The organism is Bradyrhizobium sp. 132 (genome assembly GCF_023074185.1).
Classification (GTDB): Bacteria; Pseudomonadota; Alphaproteobacteria; order Rhizobiales; family Xanthobacteraceae; genus Bradyrhizobium.
On the sequence record NZ_JADPKY010000170.1, the window covers coordinates 293,548 to 312,151 of the forward strand.

The following is an 18,604-nucleotide window of genomic DNA, read 5'->3' on the forward strand; positions in this document are numbered from 1 at the left end:
CTAGTCTCCTTCGTCAGGATCGATCTCGCCCCGTCGCGCGCGTTCGGCGGCCAGGCGATGTTTCTTGGTATTGGTCGGGGCCGGCTTCTTTGTAGTGGTCGGCGCCGGCTTCTTTGTCGGCTTTGTGTTCTTGGTCGTTTTTTCGCTGATGCCGGCGTGCGGTGCAGCCGGCGGCTCCAGGCCCAGATTGCGGCGCATCTCGCGTGCCTGGGCCTTGCCGCGGCGCATGGATTCCGCGATCAGCTCGTCGGTCAGCACCAGCCGTGCCTCGGCGATATCCTCCATCGTCAGGAGAACGTCGGCAGCCTCATTCGCCTTGACGTCGTCGCGATGCAGATGCACGCGATCGCCTTCGACGGGACCGATCGTGCCGCGGAACCGCTTCCGCCCCTCATGGGCGACCGCCATATCGATCTTCACCAGATGCCCGGCATAACGCTCGAAGTCGGAGCGGCGAACCAGCGGGCGGTCGATCCCCGGGGAAGAGATTTCCAGCCGATAGGCGCGATCGACAGGGTCGGCGACGTCGAGCACGGGCGACAGCGCCCGCGAGATCGCCTCGCAATCCTCGATCTGCATCGAGCCGTCCGGCCGCTCGGCCATGACCTGCACGGTGCAGCCGGATTCCCCAGAAATGCGGATCCGCACCAGGCGGTAGCCCATGCCTTCGAGCACCGGCCCCGCGACCGCGGACACCCGCGCCGCCACGCCCGGCTCGACCACGAGCCTCGGCTCGGCCAGCAGTTCGGCATCCGTGGAACCAGAGTTCGGCTCGGTCATGTCAGGGGTCAAGGCGCTCGATATGGTTAAGGCTTGGTTTAAGATTTCAAAGCCCGTTCGGAACTCTCCCGACAGATCGCCGGGCCGCACACCTTCCGACAAGCCGCGTTCAGGTAATAAAAAAGAGCGGGTCCTTTCGGGCCCACTCTCATTACGCGGATCGTATGAGAAGATGAATTGGCGCTGATATAGCCCTTTCCGTCTTCCCGGACAAGGCCCATCGAAGGGCAGGCGAGGCTTTTTGCGACCGGGCTGCGGCCCCCCGCGCAACGCTTCCTTCATCTAGAAGGCCTAAATTCGCTGATTGCGGGGCGGCTTGGACCTAGGGCGCACCCGCGGCGTGCCCTATACGAGTTGCGTTTTCATGACCGTTGCCACGTCTCTTATTCCCGGACTGGACGATATCGTCAAACGCGGCGACCCGCGGCGTCGCGGCGAGATCGCGCGCGCCATCTCCCAATTGTTCTTTCAGGATGCTGAGAAGCTCCGTCCCGATGTCGTCGATCTCTTCGACAATCTGCTGATCGATCTCGTCCCGCACGCAGAGCTCGCCTCGCGCGTCGATCTCGCCGAACGCTTCTCGCTGCTGACCAATGCGCCACGGCATCTGGTGAGCCAGCTCGCGCGCGAAAACGAGATCACGGTGGCGGGCCCGGTGTTGCGCCGTTCGCCCGTGCTCGACGAAGCCGCCCTCGTCGAGATCGCGCGGCTGAAGGGCCAGGGCCATCTGCTGGCGATGACCGAGCGCCCCACACTGTCGGCTGTCGTCACCGACGTGCTGGTCGAGCGCGGCGATCGCGATGTGGTGCGCCGCGCCGCGGGCAATGCCGGCGCGGTGTTCTCGCCCGGCAGTTATTCCGAGCTGATCAAGCGTGCCGCGCAGGACGGCGTGCTGACGCTCAAGATCGGCCAGCGCAGCGATCTTTCAGGCGAGAACCTGAAACAGCTTCTCGACGGCACGCTCGACGTCATCCGCCGCCGCCTCTCGAGCGTGGTCAATCCCGTGCGTCAGGTCGAGATCAAGCGCGCCATGGCGGCGATCGATGAGGCCACGCTGCCGCCGGGCCCGCGTCGCGATTTCTCGGGGGCACAGCGCACGGTGCTGGCCTTGCATCGCGAGGGCCATCTTGGCGAGAGCGCGCTGCTTGGCTTCGCCAAGGCTCACAAATATGAGGAGTCGATCGCCTCGCTTTCGGCGCTGTCCGGCGTTCGCCTCTCGATCCTCGAGCGCCTGGTCGCGGGTGATCGGTACGATCCAATTCTGGTGCTGGGGCGCGTGCTGAATCTCGGCTGGCCGACTGTGCGCGCGCTTGTCCTGCTCTGGTACGGACCGCACCGCACACCGGCCGATGCCGACCTCGAGGCGGCGCGCGCAAATTTCACGCGCTTGATGCCGACGACCGCCGAGCGCGTCGTCAATTTCTGGCGCAATCGGCAGACGATCTAAACCCGCCTGAATCGCAGATACGCCGCCTTGCGGCCTTCGCGCGTCGCCTTTCGGCCATAGCGCGTCATCGTGTAGCCGTCCCACGGCAGGCGAAAATCATCGGCGCGCTCCGCGAGCCAGACAAAGTCCTGCGAGCGCGCCAGATGCGACAGCGTCCAGGCGCAATAATCGTCGATGTCGCAGACAAAACGGAATTCGCCGCCGGCTTTCAGCACGCGCGCCATCGCCGCGATGGTCCGGTCCTGGACGAAGCGCCGCTTCCAGTGCCGCCGTTTCGGCCAGGGATCGGGATGGATCAGGTCGATCCGCGACAGCGAAGCCTTCGGCAGCCAGGCCAGGAGCTCGGCGGCATCGCCTGCGAACAGACGGATGTTGCCGATGCTGGCGGCCTCGATCTGCGCGAGCATCTTCGCCATGCCGTTGACATAGGGCTCGCAGCCGATGAAGCCGGTTGTGACGAAGTTTTGCGCTTCCGCCGCAAGATGCTCGCCACCGCCGAAGCCGATCTCGAGCCGCACGTCGTCGGCCGCGGGGGTGAATATCTCGCGGGCATCCGCCGGTGCTTCGCTGTCGATGGCGAGCGCAAGACGCGGCAGCAGATGACCGATCAGCTCGGCCTGGTGCTGCCTGAGCTTGTGGCCCTTGCGGCGTCCGAAGAACGCACGCTCGCTGTCATCGCGATCGGGATCTGATTTGCGCTCGCTCATCGCAGCGTCTGGTACAGGCGATGGAGCAGCCGCGCGCGCGGTTCGAGCGATGAGACATAGAGCTGCTCATAATGGGTGTGCGCGCCCTTGCCGTCGACGCCGAGCCCGTCGAGCGTCGCGGTGTGGGCGGCGGTGAAATTGCCGTCCGAGCCGCCGCCGGTGTGAGCGTCGACCAGCTCGAAGCCGATCTCCATGGCGACAGTCTTCGCATGTTCGTACAGCGATGCGCCTGCATTGCTCTTCTCGTAAGGCGGACGATTGAGCCCGCCCGTGACCTTGACGGTGACGCCATCCGTCTTTGATGTCAGGGCGAGGATCTTGCCGACGAATTCGTCCGCGTCCTTGAAGCTCAGCACGCGCAGATCGATTTCGGCATGGGCTTCTTCCGGCGTCACGTTGGGCCGCGTGCCGCCGCGCACCACGCCGACATTGACGGTGACGCCGCGCGCCAGATCGTTCATCGCTTCCAGCGCCAGGATGACGTTGGCAAGCTCGCGGATCGCGCTGCGGCCGTCCTGGGGCCGCGTGCCGGCATGTGCGGGCACACCCTTGATAAAGACTTCGAATCGCCCGACGCCCTTGCGGCCGGTGACGATCTTGCCGCCGTCGCGCGCCGGCTCCGTCACCAGCACGTATTTGGCCTTGCGCCCTTCCCTCTCGATCAGTGCACGAGAGGTGGGGCTGCCGATCTCCTCGTCGGAAGTGAACATGTGGGTGATGCCGAGCGGCGAGCGATCGGCCGTGGCGCAAAGCGCGCGAAAGGCCTGATGGGCAATGTAGGCGCCGCCCTTCATGTCGTAGATGCCGGGACCGAACGCGCTGTCGCCTTCGACCTTGAACGGCAGGCGCTCGATGAACCCCATGGGGTGAACGGTATCGAGGTGGCTCAGCACCAGGATGCCCGGCCGGTTCTGGCCCCAGGTCGAGCGCGCCACGAGATGATCACCGCAGCCATCGACGCCCGCGACGCGCTCGAGCGTAACAGGCAGATCGCGGTATTGCTCCGCGACCATGGAGATCAGCTTGTTGACCTGTTCAGGCGCTTCCGTTGGCGTCTCGACCTCCACCCAGCGGCGGATGCCATCGAGAATAGTTTGGGAATCGAACCAATTGGAGCTGGTCATGGGCGCATCTGTGCCTTTGAATCACATCATCGGGAAGGACGCACATCAAAGCGCGGCCGCAAATGACGACATAGGCCAGATTTGACGCAGTCTCAAATCCGATTGAGACGGCGCGTCAGCGCTTGTCAGGGCCTTCGCGGGCCGCGATCTGCTCGACGAGATCGACGATCGAGCGGCGCATTTTCGAATCGGTGATTCGCGTGAACGCCTTGGTCAAAGCGAGTCCTTCGGAAGTCGCGAGGAAGTCCGAGACGTAAGACGGCGATGCGCCTTCGCTGAAGCCATCCGGACCCGGCACGCCGCTCGGACCGCCCTCGAACAGGAACGACACCGGCACCTGGAGAATCTCGGCAATTTGCTGGATGCGGCTCGCGCCGACCCGGTTGGTGCCCTTCTCGTATTTCTGGACCTGCTGGAAAGTCAGCCCCAAAGCTTCACCGAGCTTTTCCTGGCTCATGCCCAACATGATGCGGCGCATCCGCACGCGACTGCCGACATATTTGTCAACAGGGTTGGGCGCTTTCGACATTTCCTCAGCCCTCCAAACATCACCTTCGGCGCAATCAGGAATGCCTCAGGTGTCAGCACCGTCAAAATCAAACCCTGTTATTGAGAAACATTGCGGAGAAATTTAGCAATGCCCACTGTCTTTTGCAGATGGTGCAGAATGAGGAGGCCGCGTGCAGTCTGTCAACCGTGGGACTACGGTTGTCAAAAGTTTCCGGCCGCGACGGCGTGATCAAGGGTGCCGTTTGGCAACACGTCGGCGGACCGCCAGAAATATGGCCAGCGCGACGAGCATGGCCGCGGGCACATCGCCCACCCGCGCATAGACCGTCGGCGGGATCGCGGCGGGCAGGTTTGCGTCCAATATGCCCTCGATTCCGAGACCGAGACTGGCGACGGTGCGTCCCACCGGATCGACTACCGCGGAGACGCCGGTATTCGCGGAGCGGACCAGCGGCAATCCGAGCTCGATCGCGCGCATCCGCGCCTGCTCCAGGTGTTGATAGGGGCCGGTCGAGATACCGAACCAGCCGTCATTGGTGAGATTCACGATCCAGCCCGGACGCTCATTGCGTCCAGCCACCTCGCCGGGAAAGATTGCTTCGTAGCAGATCAGCGGCAGCGCGGGCGGCGCGCCGGGGACCGGCAGCGCATGGCGCACGGTGCCTGGAATGAAGCCGCCGCGCACACGCGTGAGTTGCTCAAAGCCGAGCTTCTCCATCAGGCCTTGGTACGGAAGAAATTCGCCAAACGGCACCAGATGCAGCTTGTCGTACACCGCGAGCACGCTGGCGTCGTGGTCGATCACGTAGATCGAATTATAGGCGCGGGTGATCGGCGTGCCTCGCGGCAGGTCGGGCGCGCGGACCGAGCCCGTGATCAGTACCGTGCCCCTGGGCAGAAGCTCGGCAATTTGCGCCATCGCATCGGCTTCGCGGGTCAGGAAGAACGGAAACGCAGATTCCGGCCAGATCAGGATGGTGGCATCGCGTACGCCGGTCGATTGCGGTCCGGAGGCGCGATCCGACAAGGCCAGATATTTCTTCATCACCTCCGCCTTGGCGGCGTAGTTGAATTTCGCGTCTTGCTGGAGATCCGGCTGCATCAGGCGCAGCTTGATGCCCGCGACCATGGTGGTCGGATACAGCGACAGGCGAATCGCGCCGAAGATGCTCATGACAAGCAGGAGCGCCACGGCCGCGGCCGGCACGCGCCACGCCAGGCGGCGATCGGGCGTGCGGTCGATCAGCGTTGCAGGGCTCGCGAAGATCGCAACCGCCAGGAACGTCATGCCCCACAGGCCGATCAGCGAGGCCGTTTGTGCCAGCGGCAGCGGCTCGGACAGCGCGTAGCCGAACGCGTTCCAGGGAAAGCCGGTCAGCGCGTGACCGCGTAGCCATTCGGTGATGGTGAGGCTTGCCGCAAGCGCAAGCACGCGCGTGGCGTTCTTGGTCCAGAGCAGGCGGGCGAGCGCAAAGCCCATCGCCGTGAAGATGGAAAGATAGGCCGGCAGGCCCAGCACGGCGAACGGCGTCAGCCAGGCGAACACATCGGCGTCGACGAAGAAGGCGTAACCGATCCAATAAAGGCCGGGGACGAAATAGCCCAGTCCGAACCAATAGCCGGTCAGCGCCGCCGCGGGGACGCCGCCATATCGTCCGGCGGCGGCGCCATCGATCAGCCAGACCAGCACCGGGAACGTGATGAACAGCACCGGGAAGGCGTTGAACGGCGCCAGCGCCAGCACCGAGAGCGCCCCGGCCGCCATCGCGACGAGCGCGCGCTTCCATCCCCAGGTGAGGATAATGGCAAGCGCGATCTGGCGAAGTCGCTGGAGTGGGCTCACTGCGGACCGGTCCCGTCGCTTGGCGGCGGGGTGGGGGTGTCGCTGGCCGTCGGCTGGCTGCCATCCGGCGCAGTCTCGCGGCGCCGGCTCTCGCGCTGGGTGCGTGGTGCGGGACGCTCCTTCCGCGTCGAAATCCGCAATCGCTTGACGCGGCGCGGGTCGGCATCGAGCACCTCGATCTCGTAATGGCCGGGGCCCGAGATCACCTCGCCGCGCACCGGCAGGCGCCCGACGAAGCTGACGAGATAGCCGCCCAGCGTCTCCACTTCCTCGCCGGCCTCCCCGGTGACGAAGTCCTGGCCGATCACGGTGCGGACGTCGTCGAGGCTGGCGCGGGCATCGGCGATGAAGGCGTTGTCGGGCAGCCGCACGATCGAGGGCGGCTCGTCGCTGTCATGCTCGTCGTCGATCTCGCCGACGATCTGCTCGACGATGTCCTCGAGCGAAACCAGCCCGTCGCTGCCGCCATATTCGTCGACCACCAGCGCCAGATGGATGCGGGTGGCCTGCATCTGCGCGAGCAGATCGATCGCCCGCATCGAGGGCGGGACGTAGAGCAGCTTGCGGATGATGCGCGCTTCTTCGAGCGGCAGCGCGAGATCGACCGTACGCAGATCGAGCCCGGCCGGCAGCGGTTTCTTGCGCTTGGTTTTGGTGACCCCCGACACGCGCGCGCGCGCGGTCATGAAGGCGAGTAAATCGCGGATGTGGACGATGCCGACAGGATCGTCGAGCGTCTCGTTGTAGACCACGAGGCGCGAATGGCCGGCGCTCTCGAAGCGGTCCATCAACTCGCCGAGCGGGATGTCGCGCTTCACCGCGATGATGTCGGCGCGATGCACCATGACGTCGGCGATGCGGCGCTCGTGCAGGCCGAGGATGTTGCGCAGCATGGTGCGCTCGACGGTCGAGAAGCCGGTGTCGTCGGGCGTCGTGGCGTCGAGCACGACCTGAAGGTCGTCGCGCACCGAGCCCGCCTTCCACCCGAACAAGGTCCGGATGGCGCGCAGCAGCCAGCCGTCTGCGCTCGGGCGCATCACCTCGCCTGAGGTCACCACGGCCGGCAAATTGGCCGTGTTGCGCGGATTGTCGTGAATTGGGTCGGAATCCGGCATCTCAATGCGTCCCCGGGCGGTCTGCGTAGGGGTCGGGAATGCCGAGATGAGCCAGGATCTCCCGCTCCAGCGCTTCCATTTCTTCCGCGTCGTCTTCGTTTTCGTGGTCGTAGCCGACCAGGTGCAGGAAACCATGCACGGCGAGATGGCTTAAATGATGATCGAACGGTTTCTGTTCCTCGTCCGCCTCATGCCGCATAGTCTCGTAGGCGATTGCGATGTCGCCGAGCATGCGCGGCGCATCGCCCGGTTTCCATTCGCCTTCCGGCTGAAGCGCGGGAAACGACAGCACGTTGGTCGGCTTGTCGATGCCGCGCCAGTTGCTGTTCAGCGTGCGGATGCCGACATCATCGGTCAGCATCACCGCCACTTCCGCCTCCGCAACGTCTTCGTCGACATTCTCGGCGGCGGCCGCCACGGCGCGCTGGATCACGGCTTCGGAGTCGGGCTCGCTCTGCCAGCAATCGGCGACGACGAGGACCTCGGTATTGGGAAGGTTGGGGTGTGACATTGTCTTTGTTCGGAACGAAGGGGCGCCGTGTCTGTGCCCGCTATGGTCCGGCTGTTGTCCCGTCAGGATTTGTTGCCGGCGGCCGGCCGCTGCGGCAAGCCTTCGTAGGCAGAAACGATCCGCGCCACGAGCTCGTGGCGGATCACGTCCTCGGCCTTGAAATGAACTTGCGCAATGCCTTCGACGCCGCTCAGCAAGCGCGTCGCCTCGGCGAGGCCCGAGGTCTGGCCATTCGGCAGATCGATCTGCGAGGGATCGCCCGTTACGATCATGCGGCTGTTCTCGCCGAGACGCGTCAAAAACATCTTCATCTGCATCGACGTGGTGTTCTGCGCCTCGTCCAGGATGATGGCCGCGTTGGTCAGCGTGCGGCCGCGCATGAAGGCGAGCGGCGCGATCTCGATTTCGCCGGTCTGCAGCGCGCGCTCGACGATGCGCGCATCCATGAGGTCGTAGAGCGCATCGTAGATCGGGCGCAGATAAGGATCGACCTTCTCGCGGAGATCGCCGGGCAAGAAGCCGAGCCGCTCGCCGGCTTCCACCGCCGGGCGTGACAGGATGATCTTGTCGACCTCCTTGCGCTCGAACAGTTGCGCGGCATGCGCGACCGCGAGCCAGGTCTTGCCGGTGCCGGCGGGGCCGATGCCGAACACCAGCTCGTGGCGCTTCAGCGCGCGGATGTAGGAATCCTGTGCCGCCGTGCGCGCGCGCACCGGGCGCTTGCGCAAATTGATGCTGTCGAAGGTGGATTTGGCCGACTTGGCGTCGAACTCGAACAGCGAACCCTGTGCGATCACGGCGCGGATCGCGCCCTCGACCTCGCCCTGGTCGAGATCCTGTCCCTTCACGGCCTGTGCGTAGAGCGTCTCCAGCACGCGGCGCGCGGCATCGCAGCCGTCGCGTGAGCCGCCGATGGTGATGTGGTTACCCTTGGAATCGACGACGACGCCGAGCCGCCGCTCGATCTGCGCCAGATGCTGGCCGTAGGGGCCGACCAGCGCGGATGCGGCGCGATTGTCGTCGAAGTCGATGACGACCTGGGTCTCGGGTGGAACCTGCATGTCGCGGTCAAATTTGCGGCTGGGAGCGATAGAAGAAGACGAATCCGATGCGCTTTTGGGCAAGGGTTCAGGCTCCACTGGCTTGCGATAAAGCGAGCTCGCGCGCGTTGCGCGGCGTCACGAGCTCGCCGAGAAAGCTGTAGCGTTCGAGACTGTCGATCCGGACCGGCAGGATTTGTCCGATGATGTCGGGCGAGGCCATCACGTGCGCGGGCTGGAGGAACGCGGTGCGGCCGACGATCTGGCCATCCTTGCGGGCCGGGCGTTCGAACAGCACGTCGACCGTTGAGCCAATCGCAGCCTTGTTGAAGGCCGATTGCTGGCTGTCGATCAGTTCCTGGAGCCGCTCCAATCGCTGGTCCATCTCGGCTGGGGACACCGTCTCCTGCATGTCCGCGGCCGGCGTTCCCGGCCGGGCGGAGTATTTGAACGAATACGCCGCAGCGTAGCCGATTTGCGCGACAAGCGCGAGTGTCGCGAGAAAATCTTGCTCGCTCTCGCCGGGGAAGCCGACGATAAAATCCGATGAAAAAGCAATGTCTTGGCGCGCGGACCGGAAACGGTCGACAACACGCCGATAATCATCGGCGGTATGTTTCCGGTTCATGGCCGCCAAAATCCGGTCCGAGCCCGACTGGACCGGCAGGTGCACGAACGGCATCAGCTCGCCGAGATCGCGATGGGCTGCAATCAAACTGTCATCGACATCGCGGGGATGGCTGGTCGAATAGCGCAGCCGCGCGACGCCCGGCAGCGCCGCGAGGTGCTCCAGCAGTCTGCCGAGCGGCCAGCTTTTTCCGTCCGGCCCCTCGCCATGATAGGCGTTGACGTTCTGGCCGATCAGCGTGAGCTCGCGCACGCCGTTGTCGGCGAGCCGCTTCACGTCGTCGACGATCTTTGCCACCGGCCGCGAGACTTCCGAACCTCGCGTGTACGGCACGACGCAGAAGGTGCAGAACTTGTCGCAGCCTTCCTGGACCGTGACGAAGGCGGAAATGCCGCGGGCGCGGATCGCGTCGGGCTTGGGCTGGGCGAGGAAGCCGAACTTGTTCGCGGCCGGAAATTCGGTCTCGATCGCACGGCCTTCATTGCCGGCGCGCTTCAACAGCTGCGGCAAATGATGATAGCTCTGCGGGCCGACCACGACGTCGACCGCGGGTGCACGGCGCACGATCTCCTCGCCCTCGGCCTGCGCCACGCAGCCCGCGACCGCGATCTGCATGGTGCGGCCTGCGCGCGCAGCCTCGTCCTTGGCGATGCGCAGCCGGCCGAGCTCCGAGTAGACCTTCTCCGAGGCCTTCTCGCGGATATGGCAGGTGTTGAGGATGACGAGGTCGGCGTCATCAGCGCTGGCCGTCTCCACGAATCCTTCCGGGGCCAGCGTGTCCACCATGCGCTGGGCATCGTAGACGTTCATCTGGCAGCCATATGATTTGATGTGCAGCTTGCGCGGCGGCGTCATGGAACCCGGAGTTGAGGTGGAGGACAGCCCTCAAATATAGGCTGGAGCGGCGAAAATCCAGCGAATGGGCCCATCAAAGGCATTTCGGGACGCCGCAAGCCAAGCAAGCCCCGAATCTCCACCTAAAACCTCCGGATTCCCGGTTCACGCGCTGGACGCGTCCCTCGGACTGACGCCAGATGGCCGAAATCAACCCGCCAAGGCGTCCGCCTCGACCCGCCGGACCAACTCCGGCAGCTGATGCATGTCGGCAAAGAGCAGGTCGGCGCCGGCCCGATGCAATGTTTCGGCATGGCCCTCGCGGCAATGGCTCCCGCCGTGAAAGCCGAACACCGTCATCCCGGCCGTCCGCGCGCCGGCAATTCCGGCCAGGCTGTCCTCGATCACGACGCAGCGCTCGGGCGGCACGCCCATCTCGTTCGCTGCGAACAGGAACAGGTCCGGTGCCGGCTTGCCGTTCTTCACCTGGGAAGCCGAAAAGATATTTGGCGCGAGGCGCTCGTACAGGCCCGTGCTTCCCAGGCTCACGCGCATGCGCTGATGCGAGCCGCTCGAGGCGACGCAGACGCGCTGATTGATGACGTCAAGCACATCGCGAATGCCGCGGATCGCCTCAAGGTCGGCTTCGAATGCGCGGAACAGCTCGTCCTGCAGGTCGCCGTGATAGGCTTCGGGCAGCTTGCGGCCGAGCTCGGTCTCGATCTCGAGATTGGCTTGCCGCGTCGAGCGGCCGAGAAAGCGCTCGAATACCTGATCCGAGGTAATTGGATAACCGTGCCTGGACAGCACATCCGCATGCGCGCGACAGGAGATCACCTCGCTGTCCACGAGCACGCCGTCGCAATCGAAGATGACGAGATCGATCGGCACTTAACTTGTGGGTTTGTCGTCGTCGAGCGGGACGCAATAGAGTTCGAGCCGATGATCGACCAGCTTGTAACCGAGCTTGCGGGCGATCTCCGCCTGGAGCTTCTCGATCTCTTCGGAGGTAAACTCGATCACCTTGCCGTCGCGCAGGTTGATGAGGTGGTCGTGATGGCTGTCGCGCATCTGCTCGTAGCGCGCGCGGCCTTCGCGGAAATCATGGCGCTCGATGATGCCCGCATCCTCGAACAATTTGACGGTGCGATACACGGTCGAGATCGAGATCTTGTCGTCGACCGCGACACAGCGACGGTATAATTCCTCGACGTCGGGATGATCGACCGCCTCCGCGAGCACGCGGGCGATGACACGGCGCTGCTCGGTCATGCGCATGCCCGTTGCGGCACAGCGCGCCTCGATGCCGGATGCCTTTGATTCGGAAGAAGGTTTCAGTGCGGTCATAGATTTGTTTGCCTAGCGGGGCGCTTTCTGCCACCAATGTTACGACAAGTCACGTCGCATCAGAAGTGCGTTCAATTGTTCCCCGTTCGGCTGCTTATAGTAGCGTTCGCGGCGTCCGACCACCATGAATCCGGTTCGGTCGTAGAGCCGCCGCGCGGGCTGGTTATTTTCCTCGACCTCGAGAAATATCGTGCGCACGCCACGTCCGGCCAGGTGGCCGAGATGGGTCATCAGCAGCGTGCGGGAGAGACCGCGGCCGCGATGGGCCTGGTCGACCGCGATCGAGAGGATTTCCGCTTCGTCCGCGCCGATCCGCGACACCGCAAAGCCGATCGTGCTGCGGCCGAGGCGCAACCGGTGCACCAGCGTGTTGCGCTCACTGAGCATGCTCTCGAACTCGCCTTCGCCCCAGCCGCGCGCGAAGGAGGCGCCGTGAAGCTGCGCGAGCCGTGCGACGTCGCGCGCGACAGCCGGCTCGACAACCGCCGTGCCGCCGCGCCACCATTCCGACAACCATCTCATCATGAGCTTGCAGCTTGTGCTGCAAGCGGCAGGTGTGCGGCCGGCTTTGCATCGGGCGCGCGCAGATAGAACGGCCGCGCCGGATTTGTCTCGGGATCGGCCGCGGCGCCAAGCCACGCGACCCAGCCGATGTCAGGCGCGGGCTGCGCGTCGACCGCGACCGGCTGCGGGATATCTTTCGGCCAGCGCTCCGCGAGGATCTTTGCGGCATTGCCGACCAGATGCGGTGCGCCGAATTGCGAGGCGGCGATCACCTCGTCGACGGACGCGACGCCCGGCCGTACCAGCTGGCTGCCGTCGCCGGCCACGATCTGGAAGTAGACGTGATCGTGCCGGGCATCGATCGCGGAGATCACCGGCGCCGTTCCGCTCTGGCCGACCACGGTGGCGGCATAGGCCGACAAGGTAGTCAGGCCTACGGCGGGACGCTTCGCCGCAAGCGCCAGGCCGCGGGCCGCCGAGATGCCGACGCGCAGCCCGGTGAAACTTCCAGGGCCCATGGTGACCGCGATGCGATCGAGCGAGGTGAAGGCGAGATTGGCTGATAGCATCACGCGCGCGATCATCGGCATCAGCGCTTCGGCGTGGCCGCGCTTCATCAGAAGCTGCTCCTGCGCAAGGAGCTGGCCGGCGTCGGTGTCGAGCACGGCGGCCGCGCACGCTTCCAGCGCGGTATCGATGGCAAGGATCAGCATAAGGCGATCATAGCATTGGCAATCGCATGATGCCCGATGTTCTTGCCGTCATGGCCGGGCTTGTCCCGGCCATCCACGCCTTTGCGCTCCAAGAACGTGAATGCCGCGTGCCCGGTCAGACCTCGCAGGGTGGGCAAAGGCGCACTTGCGCCGTGCCCGCCATCGCGCCTACATCGGCCGGACTTCGACCACGTCGGGCACGAAATGCTTGAGCAGGTTCTGGATGCCGTGCTGGAGCGTCGCAGTCGATGACGGGCAGCCGGCGCAGGAGCCCTTCATGTTGAGATAGACGATACCGTCCTTGAAGCCGCGGAAAGTGATGTCGCCGCCGTCATTGGCGACCGCCGGCCGCACGCGGGTCTCGATCAGATCCTTGATCACGTCGACCGTCTCGGCATCGGCCTCGTCGAAGAATTCGTCCTCGCCATCGATATCGACATTGCTCGCGGCCGCACCGTCGGCGAGCAGCGGCGCGCCGGACATGTAGTGCTCCATGATGGCGCCGAGGATCGCGGGCTTGAGCTGCTGCCATTCACCGTTCGCCTTGGTCACGGTGATGAAGTCCGATCCATAGAACACACCGATAACGCCGGGCACGTCGAACAGCTTTTCGGCGAGCGGCGAGCGTGCGGCCGATTCGCGGTTCGCAAATTCCATCGGACCGCCATCGACCACGACGCGGCCGGGAATGAACTTCAGCGTGGCGGGATTGGGGGTGGCTTCGGTTTGAATGAACATGGTTTTCTCCAGACGTCGCCGGTTCAAGGCCGGCGCGTGCTCTATCCACTAGCAGATGGCGACGGCGAACGCACGGTCAAGGGGTGAGCTGGCCGTTTGCCTGTTATATCAGCGGGTTAGGGCGCCCGCTTCTCCCTCCCAAGGCAAGCGATGCGAGGTGAAGAGCGGCAGCCTACGACAGCGAATCCACGCTTTGGTCGCTCAGCGCGCCCGAAATGACCGTCACCGGCACCGGGAACGTGCCCAGCGCGTGCGCGAGCAGCGCGACCAGCGGCCCCGGTCCCTCCGCGCCCGGGTTCGCGGCGAGCACCAGCATGGCGATGTCGGGGTCCTCGTCGATCACCGCCAGCAGCTGTTCCATCGCGCCGCCTTCGCGGATCACCCGTTCCGGCGTGATCGCGGCGATGCCGTTGGCACGGCCGGCGGCACGGTCGAGCGCGGCTTCCGCTGCCTCATGCGCTTCGGCGCGCATGATGTCGGCGACCCCCAGCCATTCCTGGCTCTGCTGGTCGGGCTCGATGATGCGGAGCATCACCACGCCGCCGCCGGCGCGGATCGCCCAGCGGCTGGCATAATAAACCGCACGATCCCACTCGGCGGTGTCGTCGACGATGACGAGGCATTTGGGCTTGTGACCCGGCTGGAAGCAAAGTCGCTTGCTGGTCATGCATGTCCCGGAATGTGCACAACGACATGCTGCCACACTCCGTCCCGCTTGGGGAGAGGAGAAGCCGCCGGCGCCGTGGCGTCGGCCGCGTTTCCTGAATGCGGAGAATCAACGCCGGCGGATGAAGCCGACGATGTCCTTCGAGAGCTTCATGGTCTCATCGGCGATCGCGCGCGCCCGGTCGGCGCCCTCGTTCAGGATCGCATCGATATGGGCGGGGTCGGCGACGAGGCGCTTCATCTCGCCGGCGATCGGCGCGAGTTTCGTGACGCACAAATCCACCAGCGCGTTCTTGAAGCTGGAGAACTGGCCGCCGCCGAAATCCCTGAGCACCTCGGCCTTGGAACGGCCGGAGAGGGCAGCGAAGATACCGACGAGATTGTCGGCCTCGGGGCGCGCTTCCAGTCCCTTCTCCGCGGTCGGCAGCGGCTCCGGGTCAGTCTTGGCCTTGCGCACCTTCTGCGCGATGGTGTCGGCGTCGTCGGTCAAATTGATGCGCGAATTATCGGACGCGTCCGACTTCGACATCTTCTTGGTGCCGTCACGCAAGCTCATCACGCGCGTGGCCGGGCCCGTGATCAAGGGTTCCGGCAGCGGGAAGAACAGGCCGTCATTGGCGCCCTGGCTGCGGATCGAGTCGGCGAAGTCGTTGTTGAATTTTTGCGCGATGTCCCGCGACAGCTCAAGATGCTGCTTCTGGTCCTCGCCGACCGGAACATGGGTGGCGCGGTAGAGCAGAATGTCGGCCGCCATCAGCACGGGATAGTCGAACAGCCCGACGGACGCATTCTCGCGATCCTTGCCGGCTTTTTCCTTGAACTGGGTCATGCGGCCCAGCCAGCCCATGCGCGCGACGCAGTTGAAGATCCAGGCGAGCTCGGCATGGCCCGAGACCTGGCTCTGGTTGAACACGATGTGCTTGCTCGGATCGATACCGCTGGCGATGAACGCCGCGGTCACCTCGCGGGTGTTGCGCGCGAGCTCGACCGGTCCACCCCACACGTCCACGCCCTGCGTGATCGCGTGCATGTCGACGACGCAATAGATGCAGTTGTGGGTTTCCTGCATCTTCACGAAGTTGACGATCGCGCCGAGATAATTGCCGAGGTGCAGATTGCCCGTCGGCTGGACGCCCGAAAAAACCCGTTCAACGAATGGCATGGTTAGTCTTCCTGGCAAGCCTTCCTGAAGGTCATTGGCGGTCGTTTCCAACAGCGGCGGAGCGTCGTCAAGTGCAATTCGCGAGCTTACGCGCCAGGAGCCCGCGCGTCAGGAGCCTTGGGGGCAGGCTTCCTCAGGGCGTTAACCGCCTCGCGCCAGGAAGCGACGCCGAGGACTTGCAGGAGCAGGCCATAGACGGTGATCCCCGCCGCGATCTGCAGGCCCAGCACAATGAAGCGGATCAGGCCATGGGCCTCGGCAGGCACAAGACCCACAGTCAGCCAGAGCAGGGCGCCCATGGCGGCTGCGGCGAGCACGATCCGGGGCAGCCGCTTGCGAGCGGCGGCATCGACCGAGAAGCCGAATTCGCCCGTGCCTTTCCGGAGCAGGGAGATCGCGCTGCTCCAGGCGCCGGCCGCAATGCTCGCGGCGATTCCTGTCGCACCGAAGAAGTGCCCGAGCACGACGGCAAGCGCGATCGCGACCACAAAGCCTTTGGCCGTTGCAAGCAGCGGCGTCGTCGTGTCGCTGCGGGCATAGAACGCCGGCGACAGCGCCTTGATCAGCACGTGCGCCGGCAGGCCCAGCGCCAGCCACATCAGTGCGCGCGCCGTGGCCGCGCTGTCCTCCTCACCGAAGGCGCCATGTTCGAACAGCATCCGCACGATCGGCTCGGCCAGCACGATCAGGCCCAGCGTGGCCGGCAGCGCCAGCCCGGCCGCGAGTTCGAGCGCGCGCGATTCCGCGTGCGCGACCGCATCACGGTCGCCGCTGCTCACTGCGCGCGTCAGCTCCGGCACCAGCACCGTGCCCATGGCGACGCCGACAATACCGAGCGGCAGCTCGATCAGGCGGTTGGCGAAATAGAGCCAGGACACCGCGGCCGGCGTGGCCGAGGCGATGACCGCGCCGGCAACCATCAGCCATTGCGGCCCCGAGCCTGCGATCATGCCGGGAATGGCCTTGGCGAAGAAGCCACGCATTTCCTGATCGAAGCTCGCACGCAGCGGTGTCGCCAGGCGTGCACTTCGCTGCGACAGCAGCATCAGGAGTTGTAGCAGGCCGGCGATGCCGACGATGGCCGCCAGCATCCGTGCGGCGAAGGTTGCATCGGCGTGCCACAGCAGGAGTGCTGCGATCGCGGCGATCAGGGCAATGTTGAACAGCAGCGGCGAGAACGCGGTGAGGGCAAACCGCCCCTGCGCGTTGAGCAGACCCATCAGCACCGTGACGGGTCCCGCGAAGGCGAGATAAGGCAGCATCAGCCGCGCGCTCTGGACGGTGAGATCGAGCGTCGCGCTGCCGACGAAGCCCGGCGCGATGATCATGATGATCAGCGGCATGAGAACCGCGATCGCGATCGATATCGCGATCAGTCCCGCGCTGACCGTTCCGAGTACGCGTCCCGCAAACGCCGCCGCAGCGGCCTCGCCATCGCGGTCACGAACGCGCAGCCATGCCGGGATCAGCGCCGCATTCAGGGCCCCCTCGCTGAGCAGGCGCCGCACCACGTTGACGAGCTGGAACGCCGCCAGAAACGCGTCCGCCACCGCGCCGGTGCCGAGCAGCGCCGCGATCAGGGAATCGCGGGCGAAGCCGAGCAGTCGTGAGGCCAGTGTTCCCGTCGAGACAGTCAGGAAGGAGCGGATCATCGGAGCTGTTATAATACCGTTGCTTGCTCGCGCGGGCCCGGTCGTGATAGGCCGCGAGCCAGATTTCAGACCGACAGGAAGCGGATTTCCGCAGGTATCGCAATCCGCCAAACAGGATCAAGGTGAATGGCTGACGTGAAATATGACGTTCTCGGCATCGGCAACGCGCTGTTCGACGTGCTGGTCAAGACCGATGAAGCCTTTTTAGGCAAGCACGGCATGACCAAGGGCAGCATGTCCCTGATCGACGAGGCGCGGGCCGCCGCCATCTACAACGACATGGGCCCGGCGACGGAAGTTTCGGGCGGCTCGGCCGCCAACACCATCGTCGGCATCGGCAGTCTGGGGGCGCGCGCGGCCTATGTCGGCAAGGTCAAGGACGACCAGATCGGCAAGCTCTACGTCCACGACATCCGCGCTGCCGGCGTCGCCTTCAACACGCCCGCCGCGAAGGACGGTCCCGCCACCGGCTGCTCCTACATCCTGGTCACGGGCGACGGCGAGCGCACCATGAACACCTATCTCGGCGCGGCGCAGGATTTGTCGCCGGCCGACATCGACCCGGCCGAGATCGCTAGCGCCGGCATTGTCTATCTCGAGGGTTATCTCTGGGATCCGCCGGGGGCCAAGGAGGCCTTCGTCAAGGCGGCCAAGATTGCGCACGAGGCCGGCCGCAAGGTCGCGCTCACGCTGTCGGATTCCTTCTGCGTCAGTCGCTATCGCGACGAGTTCCTGGGGCTGATGCGCAACGGCACCGCCGACATCGTCTTTGCCAACGAGTCTGAGCTGCACTCGCTCTACGAAACGTCCGACTTCGACACCGCGCTCAAGCAATTGCGCAACGACGTCAAGCTTGGCGTGGTCACGCGCAGCGACAAAGGCTGCGTGGTGGTGACGCCAACCGAGGCCGTCGCAGCGCCGGCGTCTCCGATCGCGCAGCTCGTGGACACCACCGGCGCCGGCGACCTGTTCGCCGCCGGCTTCCTGTATGGCCTCTCGCGCGATCTCTCGCATAAGCAGTGCGGCGCGCTCGGCGCGCTCGCGGCCGCCGAAGTGATCCAGCACATCGGCGCGCGGCCGCAGGTGTCGCTGAAGGAGCTCGCCGGGCAGCGCGGGCTGACGGCGTAGCGCGGACGCTTTGCCCGTCATTGCGAGTGAAGCAATCCAGGCTGTCCCCGAAGAAAGATTCTGGATTGCTCACATGGGGATTTGGTGTGTCAAGGCGGATGTTCAGCTTTTTGTTTGATTGCTGCCAGCTTTTCGTCCCGACCGCTGGGTCTTTC

19 protein-coding genes are annotated in these 18,604 nt (G+C 65.0%); 2 read left to right on the top strand and 17 right to left on the bottom strand.

The annotated features are described in order from the left end of the window. Nucleotides 1–780, bottom strand: a complete 780-nt coding sequence (gene rimP, locus IVA74_RS37865) for a ribosome maturation factor RimP (RefSeq protein ID WP_247352897.1) — start codon at nt 778–780, stop codon at nt 1–3. A 364-nt stretch (nt 781–1,144) separates the two neighbouring features. On the opposite strand from rimP, the gene IVA74_RS37870 reads away from it, so the two are divergent. Beyond that, nucleotides 1,145–2,227, top strand: coding sequence for a DUF2336 domain-containing protein (locus IVA74_RS37870; protein ID WP_247352854.1), 1,083 nt, complete (start codon nt 1,145–1,147; stop codon nt 2,225–2,227). Here IVA74_RS37870 and IVA74_RS37875 read toward each other — a convergent pair. From IVA74_RS37875 to murJ, 16 genes are all read right to left on the bottom strand, one after another. Beyond that, the gene (locus tag IVA74_RS37875; RefSeq protein ID WP_247352856.1) at nt 2,224–2,934 is read right to left on the bottom strand and encodes a tRNA (guanine(46)-N(7))-methyltransferase TrmB; all 711 of its coding nucleotides are present in this window, start codon (nt 2,932–2,934) and stop codon (nt 2,224–2,226) included. The genes IVA74_RS37870 and IVA74_RS37875 overlap by 4 nt on opposite strands. Further along, nucleotides 2,931–4,058 (bottom strand): M20 family metallopeptidase, encoded by a 1,128-nt coding sequence (locus IVA74_RS37880; protein ID WP_247352857.1) that lies wholly within the window; start codon nt 4,056–4,058, stop codon nt 2,931–2,933. The genes IVA74_RS37875 and IVA74_RS37880 overlap by 4 nt, the downstream gene beginning before the upstream one ends. Before the next feature lie 115 nt (nt 4,059–4,173). Next, entirely contained in the window at nt 4,174–4,587 is a 414-nt protein-coding gene (locus tag IVA74_RS37885; protein ID WP_007603895.1) for a helix-turn-helix domain-containing protein, read from the bottom strand. A gap of 210 nt (nt 4,588–4,797) precedes the next feature. Further along, nucleotides 4,798–6,411 (bottom strand): apolipoprotein N-acyltransferase, encoded by a 1,614-nt coding sequence (gene lnt, locus IVA74_RS37890; protein ID WP_247352858.1) that lies wholly within the window; start codon nt 6,409–6,411, stop codon nt 4,798–4,800. Beyond that, nucleotides 6,408–7,526, bottom strand: a complete 1,119-nt coding sequence (locus IVA74_RS37895) for a hemolysin family protein (protein ID WP_247352860.1) — start codon at nt 7,524–7,526, stop codon at nt 6,408–6,410. Before IVA74_RS37895 ends, lnt begins: the two co-directional genes overlap by 4 nt. Nucleotide 7,527: 1 nt before the next feature. Continuing rightward, a complete protein-coding gene (ybeY, locus tag IVA74_RS37900) occupies nt 7,528–8,037 on the bottom strand; it encodes an rRNA maturation RNase YbeY (RefSeq protein ID WP_247352862.1) in 510 nt (169 codons plus the stop codon). A gap of 62 nt (nt 8,038–8,099) precedes the next feature. Next, nucleotides 8,100–9,161: a PhoH family protein gene (locus IVA74_RS37905; protein WP_247352864.1), complete on the bottom strand. Its 1,062-nt coding sequence runs from the start codon at nt 9,159–9,161 to the stop codon at nt 8,100–8,102. A 4-nt stretch (nt 9,162–9,165) separates the two neighbouring features. Continuing rightward, the gene (gene miaB / locus IVA74_RS37910) at nt 9,166–10,560 is read right to left on the bottom strand and encodes a tRNA (N6-isopentenyl adenosine(37)-C2)-methylthiotransferase MiaB (protein WP_247352865.1); all 1,395 of its coding nucleotides are present in this window, start codon (nt 10,558–10,560) and stop codon (nt 9,166–9,168) included. Between the two features lie 189 nt (nt 10,561–10,749). Next, nucleotides 10,750–11,430, bottom strand: a complete 681-nt coding sequence (locus IVA74_RS37915) for an HAD family hydrolase (protein WP_247352868.1) — start codon at nt 11,428–11,430, stop codon at nt 10,750–10,752. Continuing rightward, nucleotides 11,431–11,886: a Fur family transcriptional regulator gene (locus IVA74_RS37920; protein WP_247352869.1), complete on the bottom strand. Its 456-nt coding sequence runs from the start codon at nt 11,884–11,886 to the stop codon at nt 11,431–11,433. It lies immediately after the preceding gene. Nucleotides 11,887–11,925: 39 nt separating this feature from the next. Then, nucleotides 11,926–12,411, bottom strand: coding sequence for a ribosomal protein S18-alanine N-acetyltransferase (gene rimI / locus IVA74_RS37925; protein WP_247352871.1), 486 nt, complete (start codon nt 12,409–12,411; stop codon nt 11,926–11,928). Further along, nucleotides 12,408–13,103: a tRNA (adenosine(37)-N6)-threonylcarbamoyltransferase complex dimerization subunit type 1 TsaB gene (gene tsaB / locus IVA74_RS37930; protein WP_247352873.1), complete on the bottom strand. Its 696-nt coding sequence runs from the start codon at nt 13,101–13,103 to the stop codon at nt 12,408–12,410. Before tsaB ends, rimI begins: the two co-directional genes overlap by 4 nt. 168 nt (nt 13,104–13,271) lie before the next feature. Next, entirely contained in the window at nt 13,272–13,841 is a 570-nt protein-coding gene (locus tag IVA74_RS37935; RefSeq protein ID WP_247352874.1) for a NifU family protein, read from the bottom strand. A gap of 172 nt (nt 13,842–14,013) precedes the next feature. Beyond that, complete coding sequence (locus IVA74_RS37940; RefSeq protein ID WP_247352877.1) at nt 14,014–14,508, bottom strand: universal stress protein; 495 nt, start codon at nt 14,506–14,508, stop codon at nt 14,014–14,016. Nucleotides 14,509–14,616: 108 nt separating this feature from the next. Then, the gene (trpS, locus tag IVA74_RS37945) at nt 14,617–15,669 is read right to left on the bottom strand and encodes a tryptophan--tRNA ligase (RefSeq protein WP_247352879.1); all 1,053 of its coding nucleotides are present in this window, start codon (nt 15,667–15,669) and stop codon (nt 14,617–14,619) included. Between the two features lie 86 nt (nt 15,670–15,755). Next, on the bottom strand, nt 15,756–17,321 hold the full coding sequence (gene murJ / locus IVA74_RS37950; protein ID WP_247352880.1) for a murein biosynthesis integral membrane protein MurJ: 1,566 nt from the start codon (nt 17,319–17,321) through the stop codon (nt 15,756–15,758). A 126-nt stretch (nt 17,322–17,447) separates the two neighbouring features. On the opposite strand from murJ, the gene IVA74_RS37955 reads away from it, so the two are divergent. Beyond that, a complete protein-coding gene (locus IVA74_RS37955) occupies nt 17,448–18,449 on the top strand; it encodes an adenosine kinase (RefSeq protein ID WP_247352882.1) in 1,002 nt (333 codons plus the stop codon). Nucleotides 18,450–18,604 lie beyond the last annotated feature (155 nt).